Here is a 20,628-nt window from a genome sequence, read left to right on the forward strand (position 1 = left end):
AGAGCGCTCTCAAGCGACCCGTCCCACGCCGAAGCCAAGCCAAGGGGAGACCACTCATGCCCACAGCCCGAGCCGCCACCGTCGCGCGCGCCGCCGTCCGCCTCGGCGCGGCCGCCCTCGCCGGGACGCTGCTGGCCGCCTGCGGATCCGGCACCCCGCAGGGCTCCGCGGACGGCGCGGGAGGCAAGGTCACGGTGACCGTCGACCTCTTCGGGTCCTTCGGCTACAAGGAGGCCGGGCTCTACGCGGAGTACGAGAAGCTGCACCCCGGCGTCACCGTCAAGCAGACGGACACCGAGGACGAGCAGGACTACTGGAAGTCCCTGCAGACCCGGCTCGCGGGCGGCGGCGGCCTCGCCGACGTCCAGGGCATCGAGGTGGGCCGGATCGCCGCCGTCACCCGGCAGCAGGCGGACAAGTTCGAGGACCTCACGGCCTACGGGGCGGCCGGGCTCAAGGGCTCCTTCGCCGAGGCCAAATGGTCGGCCGCCACCACCGGGGACGGCAAGGTGCTGGCCCTGGGCACCGACGTCGGCCCCGAGGCCATGTGCTACCGCCGCGACCTGTTCGAGAAGGCCGGGCTGCCGACCGGGCGCGACGAGCTCGCCGCGAAGTGGTCCACCTGGGACGGCTACCTGGAGCTGGGCCGCCAGTACAAGAAGAACGCCCCCGAGAAGAGCGCCTGGCTGGACAGCGTCGGCAGCCTCTACGCCGTCATCACCGGCCAGCAGAAGGAGCGGTACTACGACGCCTCCGGGAAGCTGGTGTACGAGACGAACCCGGCCGTCAGGAACGCCTGGAACACCTCCGTACGCGCCGCCGAGGACGGGCTGAGCGCCAAGCTCGACCAGTGGTCCCCGCCCTGGAACCAGGCCTTCGCCGCCGGTTCCTTCGCCACCCTGCCGTGCCCCGCCTGGATGCTCGGCTACATCAAGGGGCAGGCGGGGGACGCGGGCCGGGGCAAGTGGGACGTCGCCCGGCTGCCCGGCGGCGCGGGGAACTGGGGCGGCTCCTACCTGGCCGTCCCGCGCGCGGCCCAGCACAAGAAGGAGGCCTACGCGCTGATCCAGTGGCTCACCGCCCCGGAACAGCAGGCCCGGCTCTTCGAGAAGCAGGGCTCGTTCCCCTCCTCGACCGCCGCGATCGGCAAGGTCGCCGACGTCAAGGACCCGTACTTCTCGGACGCCCCGATCGGAAGCATCTTCGGTGACGCCGCGAAGGCCGCGCCCGTCCAGGTGCTCGGAGTCGCCGACAAGACCATCGCCGACCAGATCACCAACGCGCTGAGCGAGGTCGAGTGCAAGGGGACCGCGCCGGACACGGCGTGGGAGACCGCGAAGAAGGGCGTACGCAACGCCACGGGCTGACCGGCGACCCGCCCAGTCACCGCCCAACTCCCCCCCCGCAAGCCGTCGCCCCCGAAGGGCCCCCGCCGCATGACCGTCCTCAGCACCACCACCGCCCCGCCCCCCGCGCCGCCCCCGGCCTCCCGCCCCACCGCGGCCCGCCGGACCTGGCGCGCCCTTACCCCGTACGCCTACGTCGCCCCCTTCTTCACCCTCTTCGCCGCCTTCGGCCTCTTCCCGCTCCTCTACACCGCCTTCGTCTCCCTCTACCGCGTCGAACTCCAGACCCCCGGACAGATGGAGTGGCGGGGGCTGGGCAACTACACCGCCCTCCTCTCCGACTCCTACTTCTGGACCGCGCTGCGCAACACGTTCACCATCGGCGTGCTGTCCACCGTCCCGCAGCTCGCCATGGCCCTCGGCCTGGCGCACCTGCTCAACTACCGGCTCCGCGCCCGCACCTTCTTCCGTACCGCGATGCTGCTCCCGTACGCCACCTCCGTCGCCGCCGCCACCCTCGTCTTCGCCCAGCTCTTCGGCCGCGACTTCGGCGTCGTCAACTACCTGCTCGGCCTCGCCGGCATCGGGCCGGTGGACTGGCAGACCGGCACCGTCGCCTCCCAGCTCGCCGTCTCCTCGATCGTCATCTGGCGCTGGACCGGCTACAACGCCCTCATCTACCTGGCCGGCCTGCAGACCATCCCCACCGAGCTCTACGAGGCCGCCGAGGTCGACGGCGCCTCCCGGTGGCGGCAGTTCCTGCACGTCACGCTCCCCGGACTGCGCCCGACCATCCTCTTCACCACCGTCGTCTCGACCATCGGCGCCACCCAGCTCTTCGGCGAACCGCTGCTCTTCGAGGGCTCCGTATCGGGCGGCATCTCGCACCAGTACCAGACGCTCGGCCTCTACATGTACGAGCAGGGCTGGGGCTTCTTCCACCTCGGCCGGGCCGCCGCCGTCGCCTGGGTGACCTTCCTGCTGATCCTCGCGCTGGTCGGGGCCAACGCCCTGTTCGCGCGCCGCCGCTCCCGCCAGGAGGCCGCCCGATGACCGCCCTCGCGGCGCCGCCGCACGAGCCGGCGGCCGGCCCGCCCACCGCCCCCGTACGAGGCCGCCGGCGCGGGCGGGGCCGGGCCGGCGGCACCCGGCGCGGCGGACGGCTCGTGTACGCGGTCCTCACCGTCGCCGTCCTCGTCTCGGCGTTCCCGTTCTACTGGACGATCGTCGCGGCCAGCCGCTCCAACGCCGACCTCGCCCGGACGCCGCCCTCCCTGCTGCCCGGCCCGAACCTGCTGCACAACTTCCAGCAGGTCGTGGCCGAGGCCGACATCGGCAAGGCGCTGCTCAACTCCCTGATCGTGGCCGGCTCGATCACCGTCGGTACCGTGCTCTGCTCCACGCTCGCCGGATTCGCCTTCGCCAAACTGCGCTTCCGGGGCCGCGGACTGCTGCTCGCCGTCACCGTCTCCACCATGATGATCCCGCCGCAGCTCGCGGTGATCCCGCTGTTCATGCTGATCGCCCGGCTCCAGTGGGTCAACCAGCTCCAGGCCGTCGTGCTGCCCGGCCTCGTATCGGCGTTCGGCGTCTTCTTCATGCGCCAGATCCTCATCCAGTCGCTGCCCGACGAGCTCATCGAGGCGGCCCGCATCGACGGCGCCTCCACGGCCCGCATCTTCTGGTCCGTCGTCATACCGATCGCCCGGCCCGGCATGGCCGTGCTCGGCCTGCTCACCTTCATGACGGCCTGGAACGACTTCTTCTGGCCCGTGATCGCCCTCTCCTCGCAGGAGCCGACCGTCCAGGTCGCACTGCGCCAGCTCGGCGGCGGCTACGTCCACGACCAGTCCGTGATCATGGCGGGCGCCCTGCTGGGCACCCTTCCCGTACTGCTCGTCTTCGGCCTCCTCGGCCGGCAGATCGTCGGCGGGATCATGCGGGGCGCCGTCAAGGGCTGACCCGCCGCCCGCCCCGCCCCGCCCTGATCCCCTCACCTCCAGGAGCCCCCACAGATGACCGCCCTCGACGCCCGCACCGGGACGACGACACCCCCGCGCTTCCCCGCCGGATTCCGCTGGGGCACGGCCACCGCCGCCTACCAGATCGAGGGAGCCGCCACCGAGGACGGCCGTACGCCGTCCATCTGGGACACCTTCAGCCACACCCCGGGCCGGGTCCGGGCCGGCGACACCGGAGACGTCGCCGCCGACCACTACCACCGCATGCGCGAGGACGTCGCCCTCATGAAGCGCCTCGGGGTGAGCGACTACCGCTTCTCCGTGGCCTGGTCACGTGTCCAGCCCACCGGGCGCGGCCCCGCCCACCAGAAGGGGCTGGACTTCTACCGCCGACTCGTCGACGAGCTGCTCGACGCCGGGATCCGGCCGGTCGCCACCCTCTACCACTGGGACCTGCCCCAGGAGCTGGAGGACGCGGGCGGCTGGCCCCGGCGCGAGACCGCCGACCACTTCGCCCGGTACGCGCAGCTCACCGCGGAGGCGCTCGGCGACCGCGTCGCGACCTGGACCACCCTCAACGAACCCTGGTGCGCGGCCTTCCTGGGCTACGCCTCGGGGGAGCACGCCCCGGGCCGCACCGAGCCGGCCGCCTCCCTGCGCGCCGCACACCACCTCAACCTCGCCCACGGACGGGCCGTGCAGGCGCTGCGCACCGCTGTGCCGCCGTCGGCCGAGATCTCCCTCACCCTCAACCCGCACGCCGTCCGTCCGCTGACGGACTCCGCCGCCGACCGGGACGCGACCCGCCGGATCGACGCGCTCGGCAACCGGATCTTCCTCGACCCCGTGTTCCACGCCCGGCTGCCGGAGGACCTGGTCCGCGACACCGCGCCGCTCACCGACTGGTCGTTCGTCCACGACGGCGACCTGCGGACGGCCTGCGCCCCCATCGACTCCCTCGGGGTGAACTACTACGCGCCGGCCGTCGTCGCGGCCGGCAGCTGCCCGGCGCCCTCCCCGTGGCCCGGGGCCGAGGGGCACGTCCGCTTCCCGCGCCTGCCCGGCCCGCGCACCGCCATGGACTGGCCGGTCGACGCCGAAGGGCTGTACGGGCTCCTGACCGACTTGGGCGAACAGCTCCCGGGCGTCCCGCTGCTGGTCACCGAGAACGGGGCCGCGTACGAGGACCACGTGGACGCGCAGGGGCGGGTGCGCGACCCGGAGCGGATCGCCTACCTGCGGGCCCACCTGGGCGCCGTACACCGGGCGATCGCGCGGGGGGCCGATGTCCGCGGATACTTCCTGTGGTCGCTGCTGGACAACTTCGAATGGGCGTACGGCTACAGCAAGAGGTTCGGCATCGTCCACGTCGACTTCGCGACCCAGCGCAGGACCCCGAAGGACAGCGCGCACTGGTACGCGGACGTCATCGCCCGCGGCGGCCTGCCCGGCCCGGGCACCGGTGTGGCGGACGCCTGACCGGCGCTGCGGCGTTCCCTCCCGCTCGCCCGTTCGTTGGGGGGCGTATGAGAAGAAACGATGAGGCGCGGCCGCCGGCGCGCGTGCCCCGGCGGGCGCTGCTCGGCGCCGCGCTCGGGCTGGGGCAGCTGTTCTGGGGACCGGCGGGGCGCGCCGCCGCGGCGGCCCCGTGGCACCCGGAGATCTTCGGCTGCGAGGAGTGGGGTGCCCGTCCGCCCGCCGGCCCGGTCACCGTCCTGGACGCACCGCCCCGGCGGATCGTGGTGCACCACACGGCCACCGCCAACGGCGACGACTTCTCCCGCGAGCACGCCTTCGCGCTGGCGCGGGCGGTGCAGGCCCAGCACATGGACGCCCGGGGCTGGATCGACACCGGTCAGCACTTCACCGTGAGCCGCGGCGGCCACACCACCGAGGGCCGCCACCGCACCCTCGCGGAACTCGCCGCGGGCCAACGCCAGGTGCGCGCCTCCCACTGCGTCGGCCAGAACGACGTGGCCATCGGCATCGAGGTCGAGGGCACCTACACCCACACGGCCCCGCCCCGCGGCCAGTACGAGGCCCTGGCCGACCTGTGCGCCCACATCTGCGAGCAGTACGGCATGCCCCCGTCGGCGATCGACGGCCACCGCGACCACAACGCCACGGCCTGCCCCGGCGACCGCCTCTACGCCCTCCTCCCGCGCCTGCGGGACGACGTCACCGCCCGCTGCCGGCACGACATGTGGCGAATTGGCAGGTGACGCAGCAGCCGTCAGCGGGCCGTCCGGCGGCTAGGAGACCGCGTACCACTGGCTGGCCCAGCCGGTGTTGATGGTGGTGGTGGACTGTTCGGAGAGGTTGAGTTTGTCCGGGAGGGAGGTCTGGCCCGTCAGGACCGTGCTGTAGCGGAGGTTCGGCGGGGTCAGGCCGGCGTTGACGGAGATGCCGGCGCCGGTGGACTTCAGGGTGAGCGCGTTGGTGGCCCAGGTGCCGTTGAGCAGGAGCGCGATGAAGTACGTCCCGGGGTCGGCGGTGAACGGCTTGGTGAGGGGCAGCGGCTTCGCCACCGCGTCGGTCATCAGCTGGGGCGAGATGTCCTCGGTGGCCGCGAGGCGGGTGCCGTCCGCTCCGTACACGCCGAGGTGGCAGTGGGAGAGCTGGGCGTTCGGGTCGACGCCCGCGAGGCCCAGCCAGATGGTGGACCAGGTGATCCGCTCGCGCAGCACGAGCCGCACCAGGGTGATCCGTCCGGCGACGCCCGCGGCCGACTGGGCGGTGACGTGGCCCGCGTCGCCCGGGTCGCCGGTCCAGGCGAGGAGGTTCTGGTCCTGGGGGCGGGGGCCCTGGAAGCCCGGGCCGCCGTCCTGCGCGGGTGCGGGCGGGGTGACGGGCGTGGCCGGGGGGCTCGCCGTGCCGCGCGGAGCCGGGCCCGGGGCCGGTGAGGTGCAGCCGGCCAGGACGAACAGCGCCGTGAGCGCGGCGGCGAGTCCGGCCCCGGTGGTGGTGGCGCGCGTACGCATGCGCATGGTGGTCCCCCGTGAGGTGCGTGTGTGACGGGGTCATGTTCACACGCGGGGGGAACGCGGCCGCCACCGGTCCGCCGCGCCGCCGCGCGGCGGCGGCGTCCACGGCGGCGGACCGGTGGCGGGCGTGCGTCAGCCGTCGATGCGGTGCTGGGTCCAGAAGGAGGTCAGGTCCGTGGTCGTCGCGGCCTGGGCGGCCGCCTTGAACTCGGCCGTGGTCGAGACCCCGTACCAGTGCGCCGTGGCGTAGTCCTTCAGGAGCTTGGCCATCGCGGTGTCCCCGAGCACCCGCCGCAGGTCGTGCAGGGCGCACTTCCCGTAGCCGTACACGACGGTGGAGTACCGCGAGGAGTGGGCGTCCCAGTACCCCATCGAGTTGGTGATCTTCTCGGCGGACGAGGCCCACGAGACGCTGTTCCAGCAGCTCGCGCCGGTCTTGTTCAGCGCCAGGTCGGTGGCGTAGTCCGTGAACGCCTCGTCCAGCCAGGGGCTGGTGTACTCGTCGTCACCGACGATGCCGTACCACCACTGGTGGCCGATCTCGTGGGTGAGGGCGGTGGTGCTCACCAGGTCGAGGACGAAGCCGGGGTACTCCATGCCGCCGAACCAGTAGTTGTTGTCGATGACCGCGTCCAGCTCGCCGTACGGGTAGGCGCCGAAGCGGCCGGAGTGCGCGTCCACGGCGGACTTGGCGGTGCTGAGCATCGACTGGGCGTCGGAGGCGCTGATGCCCGAGACGGAGTAGATGTTGACCGGGGTCCCGGCGGCCGAGGTGCCGGAGATCTTGGTGAACGGACCCGCCGCCCAGGCGAAGTCGCGGACCTTGGAGGCGGTGGCGGTGGTGACCGTACGGCCGCTGGTGCCGGGGGTGTCGACCGAGGCGCCGGTGGCCGGGACGAGCAGGGTGCTCGGGTGGTCCAGGGTCACCTTGAAGTCGGCGGCCAGCGAGTAGAAGGACTCCCCGTTGTTCGTGTACGGGTCCAGGTGCCAGCCCGATCCGTCCCTGACCGCCAGCACGGGCAGGGCGTTGCCGAGCATGCTGAAGGCCCCGTCGTAGCCGAAGCGGTCGGCGCCGCTGGGTACGGTGATGCCCAGGTCGAAGCCGATCGTGGCGCTCTGCCCCTGGGTCAGCGGGGCGGGCAGGTCGATCTTGAGCGCGGTGCAGCCGACGGTGGGGGAGCCCGCGGTGCCGCCGGTGACGTTGCCGACCGCGATCGGCATGGCGGAGCAGGTGCCGTGGTAGTTGTCCCACAGCCTCAGGTACACCTCGCTCAGCGCGGTGGCGGAGGCGTTGGTGAAGGTGGCGCTCTCGTGGCCGGTCCAGACCGTTCCGCTCGCGTTGCTGCTGAGGCTGACGGTGTAGGAGGGCGCGGCCGGGGTGCGGGTGGTGTCCCCGGGCGGGGTCGTGCCGCCGGAGGCGTCGAGGGCGACGTCGTCGACGACGAAGTTCGTCCTGAGGCTGGAGTCCTCGGTACCGGTGAAGGCCACGGGCACGGTCTGGCCCGCGAACGCCGACACGTCGAAGGACTTGCGGACGTAGCCGGTGTTCTTGTCGAGGTTCGAGTACGTCGCCAGCGTCGTCGTACCGATCTTCGCCGTCAGCTTGTCGTACGGGGTGGACGTGGTCGTCTCGGTGGTGTCGACGTGCAGCCAGAAGGTGAGCGTCGCGGAGCTGCATCCGGCCGGGATCGTGACGCTCTGGGTGAGCGTGTCGGTGTGGGTGCTGCCGACGCCGTCCAGCCAGGCGAAGTGGGTGCCGCCGTGGGCACTCTGGCCCGTGCGGTCGGTGATGACGCTGGTCTGCGACTGGGTCCAGGGCGAAGTGCCGCTCTCGAAGTCACCGTTGGCGACGACCTGGGCCGGGGTGCAGGCCGCGGCGGTACGGGAGGCGGTTGCGGCGGTACCGGTACCGGTACCGGTCGCGGCCGAGGCCTGGACGGCGGGCAGCGCGGCGGCGGCCAGCGCGGCGACGGCGCACACGGTCGCGGCGAGGGCCTTGTGGGGGGTGGATCTCACGCGTAACTCCTTCGGGGCGGCCGGGGTTGCCGGCCTGCTCGGCGGCCACCCGGCCGGCCAGGGTGCGCCGAGGGCAGCCGCGGGCTGGGCGCGTAGGGTGCGCGCGCTGGCGGAGGTGAGATGGCCGCGGGTGCCGCACTGGGGTCAGGGCGGCACGGCGCGGCTGGGGGCAGCATTTCGGATTTGACGGGAGCATGCCATCAAGGGTGGGTAAAGTGTTCGCCCTCTCCGGGGACGGGGTTGCTGCGCAGGGTTGCGGTCGATGGGAAGAGTCGGCGTCGGAGGGTCGGCGTCGCCCCTGCGGGTGCGTCCCGCGTCCGAGTGGGGGAAGCTGGGGACGGTGAACGCGAGGCTGAGGGAGGGTCCAGTGGACGCTTCAGGACACGGCCGACGCCGTGGCGCCCCCCGGCGCGGGATACGGACCGCAGGACTGCTGTGTACGGCGGCGGCGCTGCTCGCGGCGGCCGTTCCGGCCTCGGCGCGCACTCCGGCCGACCCGCCGTCCCGCCCCGTCGTGGTGGTCGACTGCTTCTCGAAGGCGCAGGTGCGCCCCGAGGAGTACCTGCTGGCCTGCGGGGACGGCAACAACCGGCTCGTCGACCTGCGGTGGCACAGCTGGGGGCAGCGCAAGGCCACGGCCACCGGCACGGACATGGTCAACGACTGCCGCCCCAACTGCGCGGCCGGCCGCTTCCGCGCCTATCCGGTGACGGTCACCCTGAGCCACCCCGAGAGCTGGCCCGCCACACCGGACCTGCGCCGCTTCACGATGATCAGGCTCCTCTACACCCACACCGCGCCGGAGCCCGTCGCGAAGGACGTCACCTACCCGCTCGTCTACTGAGGCTCCGCGCAGGACACCACGAGGCCCCGGGACTCGACCGTCCCGGGGCCTCGTGCACTTCGCTGACCGCCGGGTTCAACGAGCGTCCGGCGGCGGGGTCACGCCGGGGATCCCGCGAGCCGGCTCACGAGCGCCGCCGCGGCCGCCGCCGCGCTGATGCGGGCCCGGCGCAGGGGGCGGCGTACGGGAGCGAGGGGGGAGGAGGTGGCCATGGGGAGGGGTCCGTTCGGCGTTGCTTCCCGGGCCGGCGCGTGGGGCGCCGTCCGAGCGGGGTGATCGACAGTGGAGCGGAGCCGCACGGCCGCCCGGCCCACCGCTCGGAGCCGATCCTGATCCCGGCCGGTGAACGGATGGTGCCTTCGCGGTGTACGGGCCGGCCGGTTCGGGTGGCGGTTGCGACGGGTACGCGGGCGGCCGTGGGCGTGGGTGTCAGGGCGCTGGTTCAGCGGGTGCTTCCAGAACCCCGCCTTCCGTCGAGGCGACGACGGCCGCGAGGTCGGCGCACGCGTACAGGAGCGCCACCGTCCGGGCGGCGATCTGCTCCAGCCGGCCCCCCAGGACGCGCTCCGTCTCCGCCAGGCCGCCCGACCGGTCCAGGGACCCCATCACCTCCCGCACCGCGGGAACGCCGTATCCGCAGCCGCGCAGGGCCGTGACGATACGGGCCGCGGCGATGGCCCGCGGCCCGTAGCGGCGGGCGCGCAGCGAGGTCACCCGCTCGGGCAGGACCAGGCCCTCCTGTTCCCAGAACCGCAGGGTCGACGTACGGACGCCCAGTGCCCCGGCCAGCTCGGTGATCGTCATCGCGTCGCCGTCCCGCTCGGACCCGGCTTCCGCCCTGCCGGTTCCGGCTCCGCCTTCGTCTTCCTCCTCGGCCCGGATCGCGCGCAGGGCCTCCAGGGCGCGCAGGGCCTCCTCGCGCTCCCGCGCGAGCCGGACGTGGACCTCATTGACAAGGGTGGCCGCCTCCGTGAGCGTTCCGCCGCGCAGCCCCGCCAGCGTCCGGCGGGCCTCGACGGGCCCGGCGGCCGCGGCGAGACCCCGGTAGGCGTGCAGGGCGTGCACGTGGAGGGCCGCGTAGGACCGGTAACCGTTGCCCGAGCGGGCGGCCGGTGGGATGACGCCGAGCCGCTCCAGGTCACGTACCTGCTGCACCGAGTATCCCGACGCGCGGGCCACGTCGACGGTGCGCAGGAGACGCGAACCGGGGCCCGGGCCCGTACCGCTCGCCCGCTCGTCCATCGGCGCCAACCCCACAGAAGCACTTGAAGGTGATCCTTGAACCATGAGTACGCATACGAGTATGGAGCAGATCGTCGAGGCCGTGCGCGGCTTCGCCGGGGCGTACGTGAGCCGGCCCGAGCGGGGTGACGGGTCGCCGGAGGTGGCCTGGGGGGATGTGTTCTTCTTCTACGCCCCCGACGGGCAGCCGCCGGGCAACGTCCAGCCCTACGCGACCATCGTCACCAAGGACTATCCCGACGACACCGCTGGCGACCTCGCCCCGCCGGGCCGCTGGCGCGTCAACATCCACGTCGACCGCGCGAGCTTCCGGGAGCTCACGGGTGAGGAACCGGCCGCTCTCACCCGGCCCCGCGACCACGCGGCCGCCGACCGCGTGCTGCCGCACCCGATGTACGGCCCGTACGGCTGGATCGCGGTGATCAACCCCGCCGAGCGGACGACGGCCACGGTCCTGAGGCTGCTGCACGAGGCCCACACCGCCGCCCGCACCCGCTTCGAGCGCCGGCACGGGACGGCGTAGGGGGCGCGGTGGCCCGGTGGCCGACTCCGAGGGGCGAGGGCCAAGCTGGGGAGGGGTACACGCGCCGCGGAACCGGCTCCGATGGCCGGTGGACCGGCGTACACCACCTCCCCGAACGGCACGCCCCATGCCAGCACCCGCCTCCCCGCCCGCCGGAACCATTACGCGTACCCGTTCCGGTTCCTCTTCCCGTCCTGCTTCCGGTTCGCGGGCCCGTACGCGTACCGGTAAGCGGCTCAGGGCGCGGGCGGCGGCGCTGGGCGCGGCCACCGTCCTGTGCGCGGCGGCGACTAGCACCGGAGCCGCCCACGCCATCGTCGGCGGGAGCGATGCCGGCCAGCCCTACCCCTTTCATGGTGTCGATCCCGATGAGCTTCGGCGGCGGCAAGGAGGCGGTCGACGGCGTGTGCGGCGGCGCGCTGATCGCCCCCGACTGGGTGGTGACCGCCGCGCACTGCGCGCAGGACGGACCGGCCACACACCCCACCGGGACGGTCCGCGTCGGCAGCGCGAACCGGCACTCCGGCGGCTCGGTGCGCGGCATCGCCGAGACGGTCGTCCACCCCCGCTACGACGGGCGGGACAGCCGCTCGCACGACGACATCGCCCTGCTCCGGCTGGACCGCCCGGTGCCCCAGCGGCCGATCCGGATCGCGGACCGCGCACCCGCAACCGGCGCCGCCACCCGGGTCCTCGGCTTCGGCATCGTGGTGGATACCCGGGATGTCGAGGACTGGATGTTCTCCGAGCGCCTCCAGGAGCTGAACACCCGCGTGGCCGCCGCTGACGACTGTCTGGGGGTCAAGGCCCCGGGCGAGCTGTGCACCTTCAGCCGCGCTCCGGGGGCGATGGCGTGCAACGGGGACTCCGGCGGTCCGCAGATCCAGCGGGTCGGCGGCCGCTGGACGCTCGTCGGCGCCACCGCCGGCGACGGCGACTTCGACGTCGACCCGAAGTGCGCGGACGGGCCGGGCATCTGGACCTCCGTGTCCGCGTACAAGGGCTGGATCTCCGCGACGACGGCCGCCGCCGCCCACCACTGAGACGTACTCCGCTTCTTCCCGCAAGGCGCGCGGCGGGTTCGTCCCGCGGACCGGGAACTCCCGTGGCGTCCGGAACGTCCTGATCTTGAGAGAGGCAGAAGGACGCAGGACGCAGGACGCAGACCGAAGGGGAGACCGGATCGTGTGGACCGCAGGGGATCGACCCACCCGCCGTGCCGTGCTGACCGCGGGAGTGGGGGCGGGAGTCGTACTGGCCGGGGTTCCGTGGAGTGCGTCGGCATCGGCTGCCCCCGCCGGGGACGCCGCCGAGGTCGTGCGCCGGCTGCGCGCCCTGGAGCGGGAGCACGGCGCCCGCCTGGGGGTGTTCGCGCGGGACACGCGCAGCGGCCGGACGGTGCTCCACCGGGCTGACGAACTCTTCCCGATGTGCTCGGTCTTCAAGACGCTGGCGGTGGCCGCCGTCCTGCGCGACCTCGACCGCGACGGCGAGGTCCTCGCCCGACGCGTCTTCTACACCGAACAGGAGGTGAAGGACTCCGGATTCGGGCCCGTCACCGGCCTGCCCGAGAACCTGGCGGGCGGCCTGACGGTGGAGCAGCTCTGCGCCGCGGCGATCTGCCAGAGCGACAACGCGGCGGCCAACCTCCTGCTGCGGGAACTCGGCGGCCCGCAGGCCGTGACCCGCTTCTGCCGGTCGCTGGGGGACCGGACCACCCGGCTCGACCGCTGGGAACCCGAGCTGAACACGGCGGAGCCCGGCCGGCTGACGGACACCACGAGCCCCCGGGCGATCGGCGGGACCTATGCCGCGCTGGCCCTCGGCAGCGCGCTGGCGCCGCGCGACCGGGAACGGCTGACGGGGTGGCTGCTGGCCAACACGACCAGCACGGAACGCTTCCGCAAGGGCCTGCCCGCCGACTGGATCCTGGCCGACAAGACCGGCGGGGGTGACTACGGCACCAACAACGACGCCGGGATCACCTGGCCCCCGCACCGCCCGCCCGTCGTCATGGTCGTCCTGACCACCCACGACAGCCCCGATGCCACCGCCGACAACCCGCTCGTGGCCAAGACCGCCGCACTGCTGGCGTCCGCACTCTCCTGACTCCGGGGTGCGGGGGCGGCTCCCTCCGCCTTGGGAGCGCCTCAGCCGCCGCCTTGGGGGCGCGTCATCTTCGCCTAGGAGCGCGTGAGCCGGGCCCGGAGGGCTTCGGTGTCCGGCAGGAACCACAGCTGCGTACCCCGGTTGCTCTCGCGGACGAAGTCCCGCAGGGCGTCGCTGGCTTCCACGTGGTGCGAGATGTCGCCGACGATGGCCAGCCCCATCCGGTAGGTGCCGAACTTCTGCACGATGTCTCCGGCCAGGCGGGTGCGCAGCCTGAAGAAGTCCTCCGTGAGGCACGCGGCCGGCAGGGCCACCCACTCCGCGCCCCGGTACCAGCCCTCGCCGATGAGGTCGGTCGCGTCGCGCTCGTCGCGGACGGGGGCGCCGTCGGGCGGGCGGACGAGGACGGGCGTACCGGCCAGGGTCTCGATGGTGTCGGGCATGGCGGTCGGTTCCTTTCGGCGGAGGTCGGAGGGGCGGCCGTACGTCACAGGTCCTCGACCACCGCGTCGATGAGGCGCAGGAGTTCGGCCGTGGTGTCGAGGCCGCCCAGGATGATGATCTTCAGGGTGGCCCGTTCGGCGTCGTGGACGGTCTCGACGCGGAGCCGGTCCGCGTCCCCGCGCCCCGGCACGTTGCCGTGCCGACCGGTGGCGGCGGCCATGAGCAGGTTGGTCAGGCGGCCCACCGCTTCGGGTTCGATCGCGTCGATCTGGACGATGCCGGACACCTCGGTGTGGCGCGTGCGGCGGGCGGGCGAGGGAGCCGGGAGACCCGTGAAGGCCTCCAGGTCCTCGTGCGTGATCCGGTACTGCCGGCCGACGCGGGTCGCCTTCAGCCGTCCGTCCCGTACGTAGCCCCGGACGGTCCGGACGTGCAGCCCGAGCTGGTCCGCCACCTGGTCCACCGAGTAGTAGAGCTGCCGTGCTGCCACGTGGTTCACCTACGCCGTTCCGATTGCATGGTGCGGTGCTGCCTAGACCCTGGACTTCCCTAAAGTTACCCCATTGAGGGACGGAAGAGGAAAGTTAGGGTAGGCGAGGGTGCTCCGAAGTCCTCGCCGGTCTTGAGGACTCGCAGGGTCCACTGTTCCTCCTGCGACAGGCCGCGCTCGTCGGCGCGCTGTGTGAAGGTCCTGGCGGGCGCCTCGATGGTGGTCCACATCTGCTGCATGGCTCGTTCCTCTTCTCGATGGACGTACGGATGTACGGGCGTACGGGTTACGGACGCTCGGGCCGGGGCGGAATGTTCGCGTCGCTGCCCCCGGTGGTCAACGGCCCGGCCCGTGGCCGGTGTTGCCGACGGGGCTGCCGGGGGTGCGGTGCGGTGCGTGGGTGACCGCCCCGCACGTCACGGCGCAGCTCCGTTGACAGTGCACCGGGCACGTGCGAAAACAGCAGTAGGCCAACTTGGCCACGTGCCCCCTTTTTCGGCGTACGACCTCCACCTCGATCCCGCTCGCCACCGCGCCGGGCCCGCCGAGCGTGCCGAGTGTGCCGCGTCCGAACCATCGTCCCCGCACCTGACCGCCGTACGGGGCACGCCACCGCATCCCGTGAACGAACGGCTCCTCCATGACCTTGCTTCCCGCGTCGCGTGTCCCCGGACGGACCTGGACGGTCCGCCTGACGGGCCACGCGGACCACACCGTCTCCGTGACCTGCAGCACCGGGGCCTGCCGGATGCCGCCCCGCTCCAAGGACACCGCCGCCATGCGGCGCTTCGCCGCCGAGCACAGCAGGGCGCACGCCCGGCTCGCCACCGTCCGTCCCCACGCCGCATGCGCCTGCCGGGCCGCCGAGTGCGCCTTCCACGAGGACACCAGGGCCTCCTGCACCGGCGCGCCTCTGCTCGTCCTCGTCCACAACCCGGCCGTGGGCCAGGTCTGGACGCTCGCCGAGGTCTGCCAGGCCTGCGCCAAGCTGATCCCGCACATCGCCGTCCTGGGGCGCGCCCAGGGGCCGTCGGAGGCGCGTACCGGCCCGGCCGCCTCCGCGCCGGCGGCCGCCGCGGCTCCGGCGGCCCCCGAACGCGTCGTCGTGGCCGGTGGTTTCTCGTCCCCCGAGGCCGCCCCCGAAGCCGGCGCCCGCCGACGCCCCCACCGCGGCGGGCCGCGCCGCGCCCGCTGACGCCCGCGCCCCCGCCCGGGCGGCGGGGCCGCCGCGGTCACGCCCGGGTGGCGGTGACCAGGTAGTAGTCGAGGATCCCCTGTTCCCAGGCGGCCAGGAAGTTCCGCGGCCAGGTGCCCGGTTCCCACAGGCGTGAGAGCCAGCGGTCCCAGCCGGGCCACACCTGCGGTCCGATCGAGTGCGTCCGTACGTCGACGAGACCGGAGTCCGCGAGGGCGTCGGCCAGCCGGGAGACCGGCCGGGCGATGTCCAGGCCGCTGGCGAACGAGTCGAGCAGCCCGGAGAGCCGCTCGGCACGGTCCGGGGCGCCGTCGACGGTGAAGAAGCTCGCCCACCGCCACCCGGCCACCGGGCCGCAGCACACGGGCGGCCTCCCGGGCGAACGCGGCCACATCGGGGAAGTGCTGGGCGGCCTCGACGCTGTACAGGCAGTCGAACTCCCCGTCCCCGAGAGGCAGGCTCTCGGCGGCGCCCAGGACGAAGCGCAGCCGGTCCGGGCCGGCGGCCAGCAGCGGGGCGTTGGCCGCGCGGGCCCGCTCCAGCTGCTGCGGATGGATGTCCACGCCGGTGACCGCCGCGGGCCCGTACTCCTCCAGGGCCAGCGCGCAGCCCAGCCCCAGACCGCAGCCGACCTCCACCGCCCGGCCGCCCCCGGGCTCGGCGGCGTCCAGGACCCGCCGGTAGAGGTCCTGCTCGCTGCGGACCCGGTCGCCCTCCGACAGCGGTCTCCCGAGGTCGACGGCCTCCCAGTAACCGAAGTTGATGAACCCTCCCGCGAACACGGGAACGGCACTGAGATCGGCCGGCCCGTACGTCTCCCACACCGCGGGCCGTACGGCCGGTACGGGCTGCTGCCCAGGCTGACCCGTCAACGCCCCACCACCTCCGTGGACTCCGGTGACGGACGACTCCGTCCCGGAGCCCCAGTGTGGCGCGCCGGCGCCCCGTTCGGACAGACCGCCATCCACCCCCGCCCGGCGAACCGCTGCCCCACGGCTCGAACGGCCGGTCGTCAGGGGAAGGAGCGGGGGCCCGACGGGGTCAGGCTCCGCCGGTGAAGGGCCAGGCTTCGATGTCCCGGTAGTGGATCGGTCCCGGGCCGCGCCCCGTGTTGCTGCCGACCAGGTGCAGCCGCTCCGTCTCCCAGGGGCGGCCGCTGAACCCGTCGAGTCCGGCGGCGGCCTCCACCGCGCAGGACGGACCACCGCCCCGGCGGGACCGGGCCAAGGTCAGGTGGGGCCGCAACGGCCGCCCCTCGAACGGCACCCCGCACTCCCGCACCAGGGCGCGCACCTCGTCGGCCAGCCGGTGCAGCCCGTCGAGGTCCCCGTCGATGCCGCTCCACAGCACCCGCTCGTCGAAGTGCCCGCCGCCGCGCAGCGCCAGCGTCAAGGGGCGGCGCGCGGCCGCGAGTTCCGCGAGCGGGGGCCGCAGCAGCCCGACGGTGGACACCGGCAGCTCTCCGAGGAACGCCAGGGTGATGTGCCAGTCCTCGATGCGGTTCCACCGCATGCGCGGGTGCGCCGCGTACGCGGGACGCAGCTCCCGCGCCAGCTCCTCCTTCGCCGCGTCGGGCGGAGCGAGGGCGATGAACAGCCGGACGGTCCTGGCCGGCTGCTGCCCGTCCACCGGGGAGGGCCTGTCGTGCTCGGGTGCTTCAGTCATCTTCTGTTCCGTACGTGCCGCGCCACCGTCCGGCCGGGGCCGAGTGGTGCGCCGTCGGCGCGATCGACCGGCCGAGTCTACCGGCCCGCGGGGCGGTGTCGGGGGCGAGGCGGCGCGGACGTACGATCATCGTTCTGCCCGGCGCCCGCTCGACCAGCGGATTCGGCTCGGGCTTCCGCCCCGCCGTCCGCGTCTCCGGAGTCCTGATCACCATGCGCCGCCCCCCGTTCCTCCTGGCCGTCGCTGCCTCGGCCTCCGCCGTCCTGCTGACCGCGGGGTGTGGCGGCGACCACGCCGACGGCGGGGGGAAGGCAGGCGCGGCGGGGGAGCCGTCGCCGTCGTCCAGCCACGCGGCGACCGTGCGCGCGGCCGTCGAGGCCACCGGCCGGACCAGCGCCCGCCTGGCGCACAAGACGGAGATCGGCGACGGCACCACGACGTACACCATCGCCGGCTCGGGAGACTTCGACCTCGCCCACGACCGGGGGACCCTCACGGTGGAACTGGCGGGGAACCGCACCGAAGAGGTCTTCGCCGACGGCAAGGTCTACATCCGCGCCGCCGGAGCCGGCCAGGACGGCGCCTGGTTCGTGACCGGCCGGGACCAGACGCAGGCCCGTTACCTCCTGCGGCCCCCGGCCAACGACCCGGAGTACGTGCTGCGGCAGGTCTCCATGGTCAAGGAGTTCGCCAAGCTGGCCGAGGAGGACGTCAACGGGGTCCGGGCCGCGCACTACCGCGGAGTGCTGCCCGACGAGGCGCTCACGCTGCGGATGACCAAGGAGACCCAGGAGAGGACCGCCCAGATGCGGACGGCGCTCGGCGGGCCGATCCCGGCGCTTGCCGACGTCTGGGTGGACCGGCAGGGCCGCGCGGTGCAGGCCCGGGTCGGCCTGCAGGTCCAGGGCCTGCCCAAGAACGTCACCACCCTCGGCTTCACCGAGCTGGGCAAGACGGTCACCGTGACGCCTCCCACCGCCGACCCGACCACGACGTCCGACGTGGTCCTCGGACCGGCCGTCGGCTGACCAGGGAGGCGGGAGTCGGAGACTCACCCCGCCCCCGCCGTCTTATGTCGGCACCCTTGACTATTGGTCTGGACCAACCCTACGTTGTGGCGCACCTCCTGCCCCCGGGCGTGAACGGCACGTCCGGCACGAAGGGAGCATCCCCCCATGATCCGCAGAAGTGGAACACGTACGACGGGCGGCGCCCGTCGGGCCGTCCGCCTGCTCGGCGCCGGCATCGGTCTCGGCCTGGCCATGGCGCTCTCCGCCCCCGTACCGGCCACGGCGGCGCGCCCGTCGCCCGCCGCCGACACCTGCGCGCTGAAGTCCCGGCCCGCCGGCAAGGTCCTCCAGGGGTATTGGGAGAACTGGGACGGCGCCGCCAACGGCGTCCATCCGCCGCTCGGCTGGATACCGATCACCGACAGCCGGATCCGGGCCCACGGCTACAACGTCGTCAACGCGGCCTTCCCGGTGATCCGTTCCGACGGCACCGTCCTGTGGGAGGACGGGATGGACAGCACCGTGAAGGTGCCCACCCCCGCCGAGATGTGCCAGGCCAAGCAGGACGGACTCACCCTGCTGATGTCCATCGGCGGCGCCGCGGCCGGGATCGACCTCAACTCCAGCGCCGTCGCGGACCGGTTCGTGGCGACGATCGTGCCCCTCCTCCAGAAGTACAACTTCGACGGCATCGACATCGACATCGAGACGGGCCTCGTCGGCTCCGGCTCCATCACCCAGCTCTCCGCCTCCCAGGCCAACCTGATCCGCATCATCGACGGCGTCCTCGCCCGGATGCCGGCCGGCTTCGGCCTGACGATGGCGCCCGAGACGGCGTACGTCACCGGCGGCAGCGTGGCGTACGGCTCGATCTGGGGCGCGTACCTGCCCATCGTCAAGAAGTACGCGGACAACGGCCGGCTGTGGTGGCTCAACATGCAGTACTACAACGGCAGCATGTACGGCTGCTCCGGCGACTCCTACTCCGCGGGGACCGTCGCCGGCTTCAAGGCGCAGACCGACTGCCTCGACCGCGGCCTGGTCGTGCAGAACACCACGGTCAGGGTCCCGTACGACAAGCAGGTCCCCGGCCTGCCGGCCCAGCCCGGCGCGGGCGGCGGATACATGTCGCCCGGCTCGGTCTCCCAGGCCTGGAACTCCTACGGCGGCCGGCTCAAAGGCCTGATGACCTGGTCCCTGAACTGGGACGGATCACGCAACTGGACCTTCGGCGACAACGTCAAGGCCCTCCAGTCCCGCTGACCCGCCCCACCCCGCCGGCCCGGGCCCTTCCCCACGGGGGCCCGGGCCCTCATCGCGCCGCCCCCCCGGAGTGGCGTGAAATCAGCCAAGACCGGGGCGGATTGGCCGGGTACTTGCGGCTCGGCCATCCCCACTGTGGCAGGGTCGGGGGTGGGCCCCTGTGACGCCCCGCGCGGGCCACGACAGGGCAGAGCAGGGTCACAGGGGAGGGCGGCGTGTTCACACAGCGGCAGATGCGGCAGTCGGTAGGCGCCCTGGTGGGCGCGGTCAGCCACCTCAAGGCCCCCGTACCGGGCGAAGAGATGTGCCGTGCGCTCTGTCGGGCGATGGGGGAGCGCCGTGGGCGGACGATCGAGTTCCGGACGACGTCCTTCCCGCCCGGCACCGCCAGCGGGCTCGCCCTGGACCTCGGCGAGCGGGACCTCGTCGTCGTGGAGGAGCGGACCGTCCCCCTGCACCAGCTGATCATCACCGGCCACGAGCTGCGCCACCTGGAACTGGGGCACTGCCACCAGCAGGTCGCCGAACGCTCCCTCGCCACCCGCCTCCTGCGCCACGACGCCGACTTACAGCACGTCGTGGAATCGGTGCTGGCCGTGGCGGGCCGCCAGAGTCCCGAACTGCGGGGTGAGGACGGCGCGGCCGCCAAGATCCACGTCCGCCAGGAAGAGGCGGCGGAACGGTACGGACTGGAACTGGCCCATGCCGTACGGCACCTGCTGTCCGGCGCCACCCCGCCGCCGCTCGACCGGGAGACGACCTCGGGCCGGATCGAGGTGGCCCTCGGCCATCTCGGCGGCGACCGCGGCTGACCGCCTCCGGTCCCCGGCCCGTCGGCGCCCGGCGGCGGCGGGGCCTCAGGCCGTGGTGCCGGGGCGGGGGACGGTGTCGATGACCGCCCACAGTCGGCGGCCGTCGTCGGCGTGGTCGGTGCCACAGCCGGTGACCGTCCGCATCGCCGCGACCTCGCCGAGCACGCCGTCCGGTCGGCCGGCGCTCGCGGCCCCGGCCCGGTGGTCGAGGACCAGCGCGAGCACCTGGCCGTCCTGGTCGCCGAGGTGCACGCTGATGCGTTTCCCGCCGCCGCTCGCCGCGCTCTCGACGAACAGCCGTACGGCCGTGGCCAGATCGCCGTCGTCGGCGACGGGCAGGCGCCAGGCGCGTACGGTCTCCACGGCCCGCCGGGCCGCCTTCGCGGACGCCCACCGGTCCGCCCGGAACGTCAGCGCCGCGGTCCTGCGGTCGCGGACCACCATCCGCGGCGGCTTGCGCAGGTCCACGGCCTGCTTCTGCGGCTGCGGACGCGGTGGTTCCACGGGCCGCTTGGGGGGCGGAGGCGTCTTCGGCGGGTAAGTCGGCGGCACCTGGGGTTCCTTGGCATCCGTGATCCCGGTCATCACCGGACACGTTACGCGCCGGCACGGGTGTGTGACAGACGGTTGCGGACCTCCACCCGACGGCCCCGAGTCCCGCCCGGCCCCTGCCCGTCCTGACCGGCGGGTTCCGGGAGAAGATGGCGGGACGTACGAGGGGGAG

At 73.4% G+C, this 20,628-nt stretch carries 21 protein-coding genes and 1 pseudogene; 13 read left to right on the forward strand and 9 right to left on the reverse strand.

Going from position 1 to position 20,628, the window contains the following annotated elements; all coding sequences use genetic code 11:
* Positions 1 to 56 precede the first annotated feature (56 nt).
* The 5 genes from ACZ6ZT_RS02710 (at position 57) to ACZ6ZT_RS02730 (ending at position 5,529) form a co-directional block, all read left to right on the forward strand.
* Positions 57 to 1,367 (forward strand): ABC transporter substrate-binding protein, encoded by a 1,311-nt coding sequence (locus tag ACZ6ZT_RS02710; RefSeq protein WP_469714840.1) that lies wholly within the window; start codon positions 57 to 59, stop codon positions 1,365 to 1,367.
* Between the two features lie 69 nt (positions 1,368 to 1,436).
* On the forward strand, positions 1,437 to 2,399 hold the full coding sequence (locus ACZ6ZT_RS02715; RefSeq protein ID WP_469714841.1) for a carbohydrate ABC transporter permease: 963 nt from the start codon (positions 1,437 to 1,439) through the stop codon (positions 2,397 to 2,399).
* Complete coding sequence (locus ACZ6ZT_RS02720) at positions 2,396 to 3,307, forward strand: carbohydrate ABC transporter permease (protein WP_469714843.1); 912 nt, start codon at positions 2,396 to 2,398, stop codon at positions 3,305 to 3,307. The genes ACZ6ZT_RS02715 and ACZ6ZT_RS02720 overlap by 4 nt, the downstream gene beginning before the upstream one ends.
* Positions 3,308 to 3,361: 54 nt before the next feature.
* Positions 3,362 to 4,786, forward strand: a complete 1,425-nt coding sequence (locus ACZ6ZT_RS02725; RefSeq protein ID WP_469714844.1) for a GH1 family beta-glucosidase — start codon at positions 3,362 to 3,364, stop codon at positions 4,784 to 4,786.
* Positions 4,787 to 4,833: 47 nt separating this feature from the next.
* Complete coding sequence (locus tag ACZ6ZT_RS02730; protein WP_469714846.1) at positions 4,834 to 5,529, forward strand: peptidoglycan recognition protein family protein; 696 nt, start codon at positions 4,834 to 4,836, stop codon at positions 5,527 to 5,529.
* Positions 5,530 to 5,559: 30 nt separating this feature from the next.
* Here the strand turns inward: ACZ6ZT_RS02730 and ACZ6ZT_RS02735 are convergent, their stop codons facing one another.
* Both ACZ6ZT_RS02735 and ACZ6ZT_RS02740 read right to left on the reverse strand, forming a co-directional pair.
* Positions 5,560 to 6,294: a hypothetical protein gene (locus ACZ6ZT_RS02735; RefSeq protein ID WP_469714848.1), complete on the reverse strand. Its 735-nt coding sequence runs from the start codon at positions 6,292 to 6,294 to the stop codon at positions 5,560 to 5,562.
* A gap of 129 nt (positions 6,295 to 6,423) precedes the next feature.
* Complete coding sequence (locus tag ACZ6ZT_RS02740) at positions 6,424 to 8,307, reverse strand: M1 family metallopeptidase (protein WP_469714849.1); 1,884 nt, start codon at positions 8,305 to 8,307, stop codon at positions 6,424 to 6,426.
* A 367-nt stretch (positions 8,308 to 8,674) separates the two neighbouring features.
* On the opposite strand from ACZ6ZT_RS02740, the gene ACZ6ZT_RS02745 reads away from it, so the two are divergent.
* A complete protein-coding gene (locus tag ACZ6ZT_RS02745) occupies positions 8,675 to 9,151 on the forward strand; it encodes a hypothetical protein (protein ID WP_469714851.1) in 477 nt (158 codons plus the stop codon).
* Between the two features lie 429 nt (positions 9,152 to 9,580).
* On the opposite strand, the gene ACZ6ZT_RS02750 is transcribed toward ACZ6ZT_RS02745, so the two are convergent.
* Complete coding sequence (locus ACZ6ZT_RS02750) at positions 9,581 to 10,393, reverse strand: MerR family transcriptional regulator (RefSeq protein WP_469714853.1); 813 nt, start codon at positions 10,391 to 10,393, stop codon at positions 9,581 to 9,583.
* A gap of 61 nt (positions 10,394 to 10,454) precedes the next feature.
* Between ACZ6ZT_RS02750 and ACZ6ZT_RS02755 the strand changes: the two genes are divergently transcribed.
* The 3 genes from ACZ6ZT_RS02755 (at position 10,455) to bla (ending at position 13,025) form a co-directional block, all read left to right on the forward strand.
* Positions 10,455 to 10,916, forward strand: coding sequence for a DUF6194 family protein (locus tag ACZ6ZT_RS02755; protein WP_469715031.1), 462 nt, complete (start codon positions 10,455 to 10,457; stop codon positions 10,914 to 10,916).
* Between the two features lie 329 nt (positions 10,917 to 11,245).
* Positions 11,246 to 11,959 (forward strand): S1 family peptidase, encoded by a 714-nt coding sequence (locus ACZ6ZT_RS02760; RefSeq protein ID WP_469714855.1) that lies wholly within the window; start codon positions 11,246 to 11,248, stop codon positions 11,957 to 11,959.
* Between the two features lie 142 nt (positions 11,960 to 12,101).
* Positions 12,102 to 13,025, forward strand: coding sequence for a class A beta-lactamase (gene bla / locus ACZ6ZT_RS02765; protein ID WP_469714857.1), 924 nt, complete (start codon positions 12,102 to 12,104; stop codon positions 13,023 to 13,025).
* 74 nt (positions 13,026 to 13,099) lie between these two features.
* On the opposite strand, the gene ACZ6ZT_RS02770 is transcribed toward bla, so the two are convergent.
* The gene (locus ACZ6ZT_RS02770) at positions 13,100 to 13,468 is read right to left on the reverse strand and encodes a DUF4180 domain-containing protein (protein WP_469714858.1); all 369 of its coding nucleotides are present in this window, start codon (positions 13,466 to 13,468) and stop codon (positions 13,100 to 13,102) included.
* Between the two features lie 44 nt (positions 13,469 to 13,512).
* Complete coding sequence (locus ACZ6ZT_RS02775; protein WP_469714859.1) at positions 13,513 to 13,959, reverse strand: helix-turn-helix domain-containing protein; 447 nt, start codon at positions 13,957 to 13,959, stop codon at positions 13,513 to 13,515.
* 721 nt (positions 13,960 to 14,680) lie between these two features.
* On the opposite strand from ACZ6ZT_RS02775, the gene ACZ6ZT_RS02780 reads away from it, so the two are divergent.
* Positions 14,681 to 15,154, forward strand: coding sequence for a hypothetical protein (locus tag ACZ6ZT_RS02780; RefSeq protein ID WP_469714861.1), 474 nt, complete (start codon positions 14,681 to 14,683; stop codon positions 15,152 to 15,154).
* Positions 15,155 to 15,191: 37 nt separating this feature from the next.
* On the opposite strand, the gene ACZ6ZT_RS02785 is transcribed toward ACZ6ZT_RS02780, so the two are convergent.
* The 3 genes and pseudogenes from ACZ6ZT_RS02785 to thpR all read right to left on the reverse strand — a co-directional run bounded on the left by ACZ6ZT_RS02785 (position 15,192) and on the right by thpR (position 16,819).
* Entirely contained in the window at positions 15,192 to 15,518 is a 327-nt protein-coding gene (locus ACZ6ZT_RS02785) for a hypothetical protein (protein WP_469714863.1), read from the reverse strand.
* 10 nt (positions 15,519 to 15,528) lie between these two features.
* Positions 15,529 to 16,122 (reverse strand): annotated as a pseudogene (locus ACZ6ZT_RS02790) (class I SAM-dependent methyltransferase); the annotation flags it as partial.
* Positions 16,123 to 16,195: 73 nt separating this feature from the next.
* Positions 16,196 to 16,819 carry an RNA 2',3'-cyclic phosphodiesterase gene (gene thpR / locus ACZ6ZT_RS02795; protein WP_469714864.1) on the reverse strand — a complete coding sequence of 208 codons (624 nt, stop codon included), beginning with the start codon at positions 16,817 to 16,819 and terminating at the stop codon, positions 16,196 to 16,198.
* A gap of 14 nt (positions 16,820 to 16,833) precedes the next feature.
* Between thpR and ACZ6ZT_RS02800 the strand changes: the two genes are divergently transcribed.
* From ACZ6ZT_RS02800 to ACZ6ZT_RS02810, 3 genes are all read left to right on the forward strand, one after another.
* Positions 16,834 to 17,847, forward strand: a complete 1,014-nt coding sequence (locus ACZ6ZT_RS02800) for an SCO4651 family lipoprotein (protein WP_469714865.1) — start codon at positions 16,834 to 16,836, stop codon at positions 17,845 to 17,847.
* A 234-nt stretch (positions 17,848 to 18,081) separates the two neighbouring features.
* Positions 18,082 to 19,092: a chitinase gene (locus ACZ6ZT_RS02805; protein ID WP_469715032.1), complete on the forward strand. Its 1,011-nt coding sequence runs from the start codon at positions 18,082 to 18,084 to the stop codon at positions 19,090 to 19,092.
* A gap of 233 nt (positions 19,093 to 19,325) precedes the next feature.
* Positions 19,326 to 19,904: a toxin-antitoxin system, toxin component gene (locus ACZ6ZT_RS02810; RefSeq protein WP_469714866.1), complete on the forward strand. Its 579-nt coding sequence runs from the start codon at positions 19,326 to 19,328 to the stop codon at positions 19,902 to 19,904.
* 45 nt (positions 19,905 to 19,949) lie between these two features.
* Here ACZ6ZT_RS02810 and ACZ6ZT_RS02815 read toward each other — a convergent pair whose 3' ends face one another.
* Positions 19,950 to 20,489 (reverse strand): hypothetical protein, encoded by a 540-nt coding sequence (locus tag ACZ6ZT_RS02815; protein ID WP_469714867.1) that lies wholly within the window; start codon positions 20,487 to 20,489, stop codon positions 19,950 to 19,952.
* Between the last annotated feature and the right edge of the window lie 139 nt (positions 20,490 to 20,628).

It is taken from the genome of Streptomyces sp. NPDC102258 (assembly GCF_055584685.1).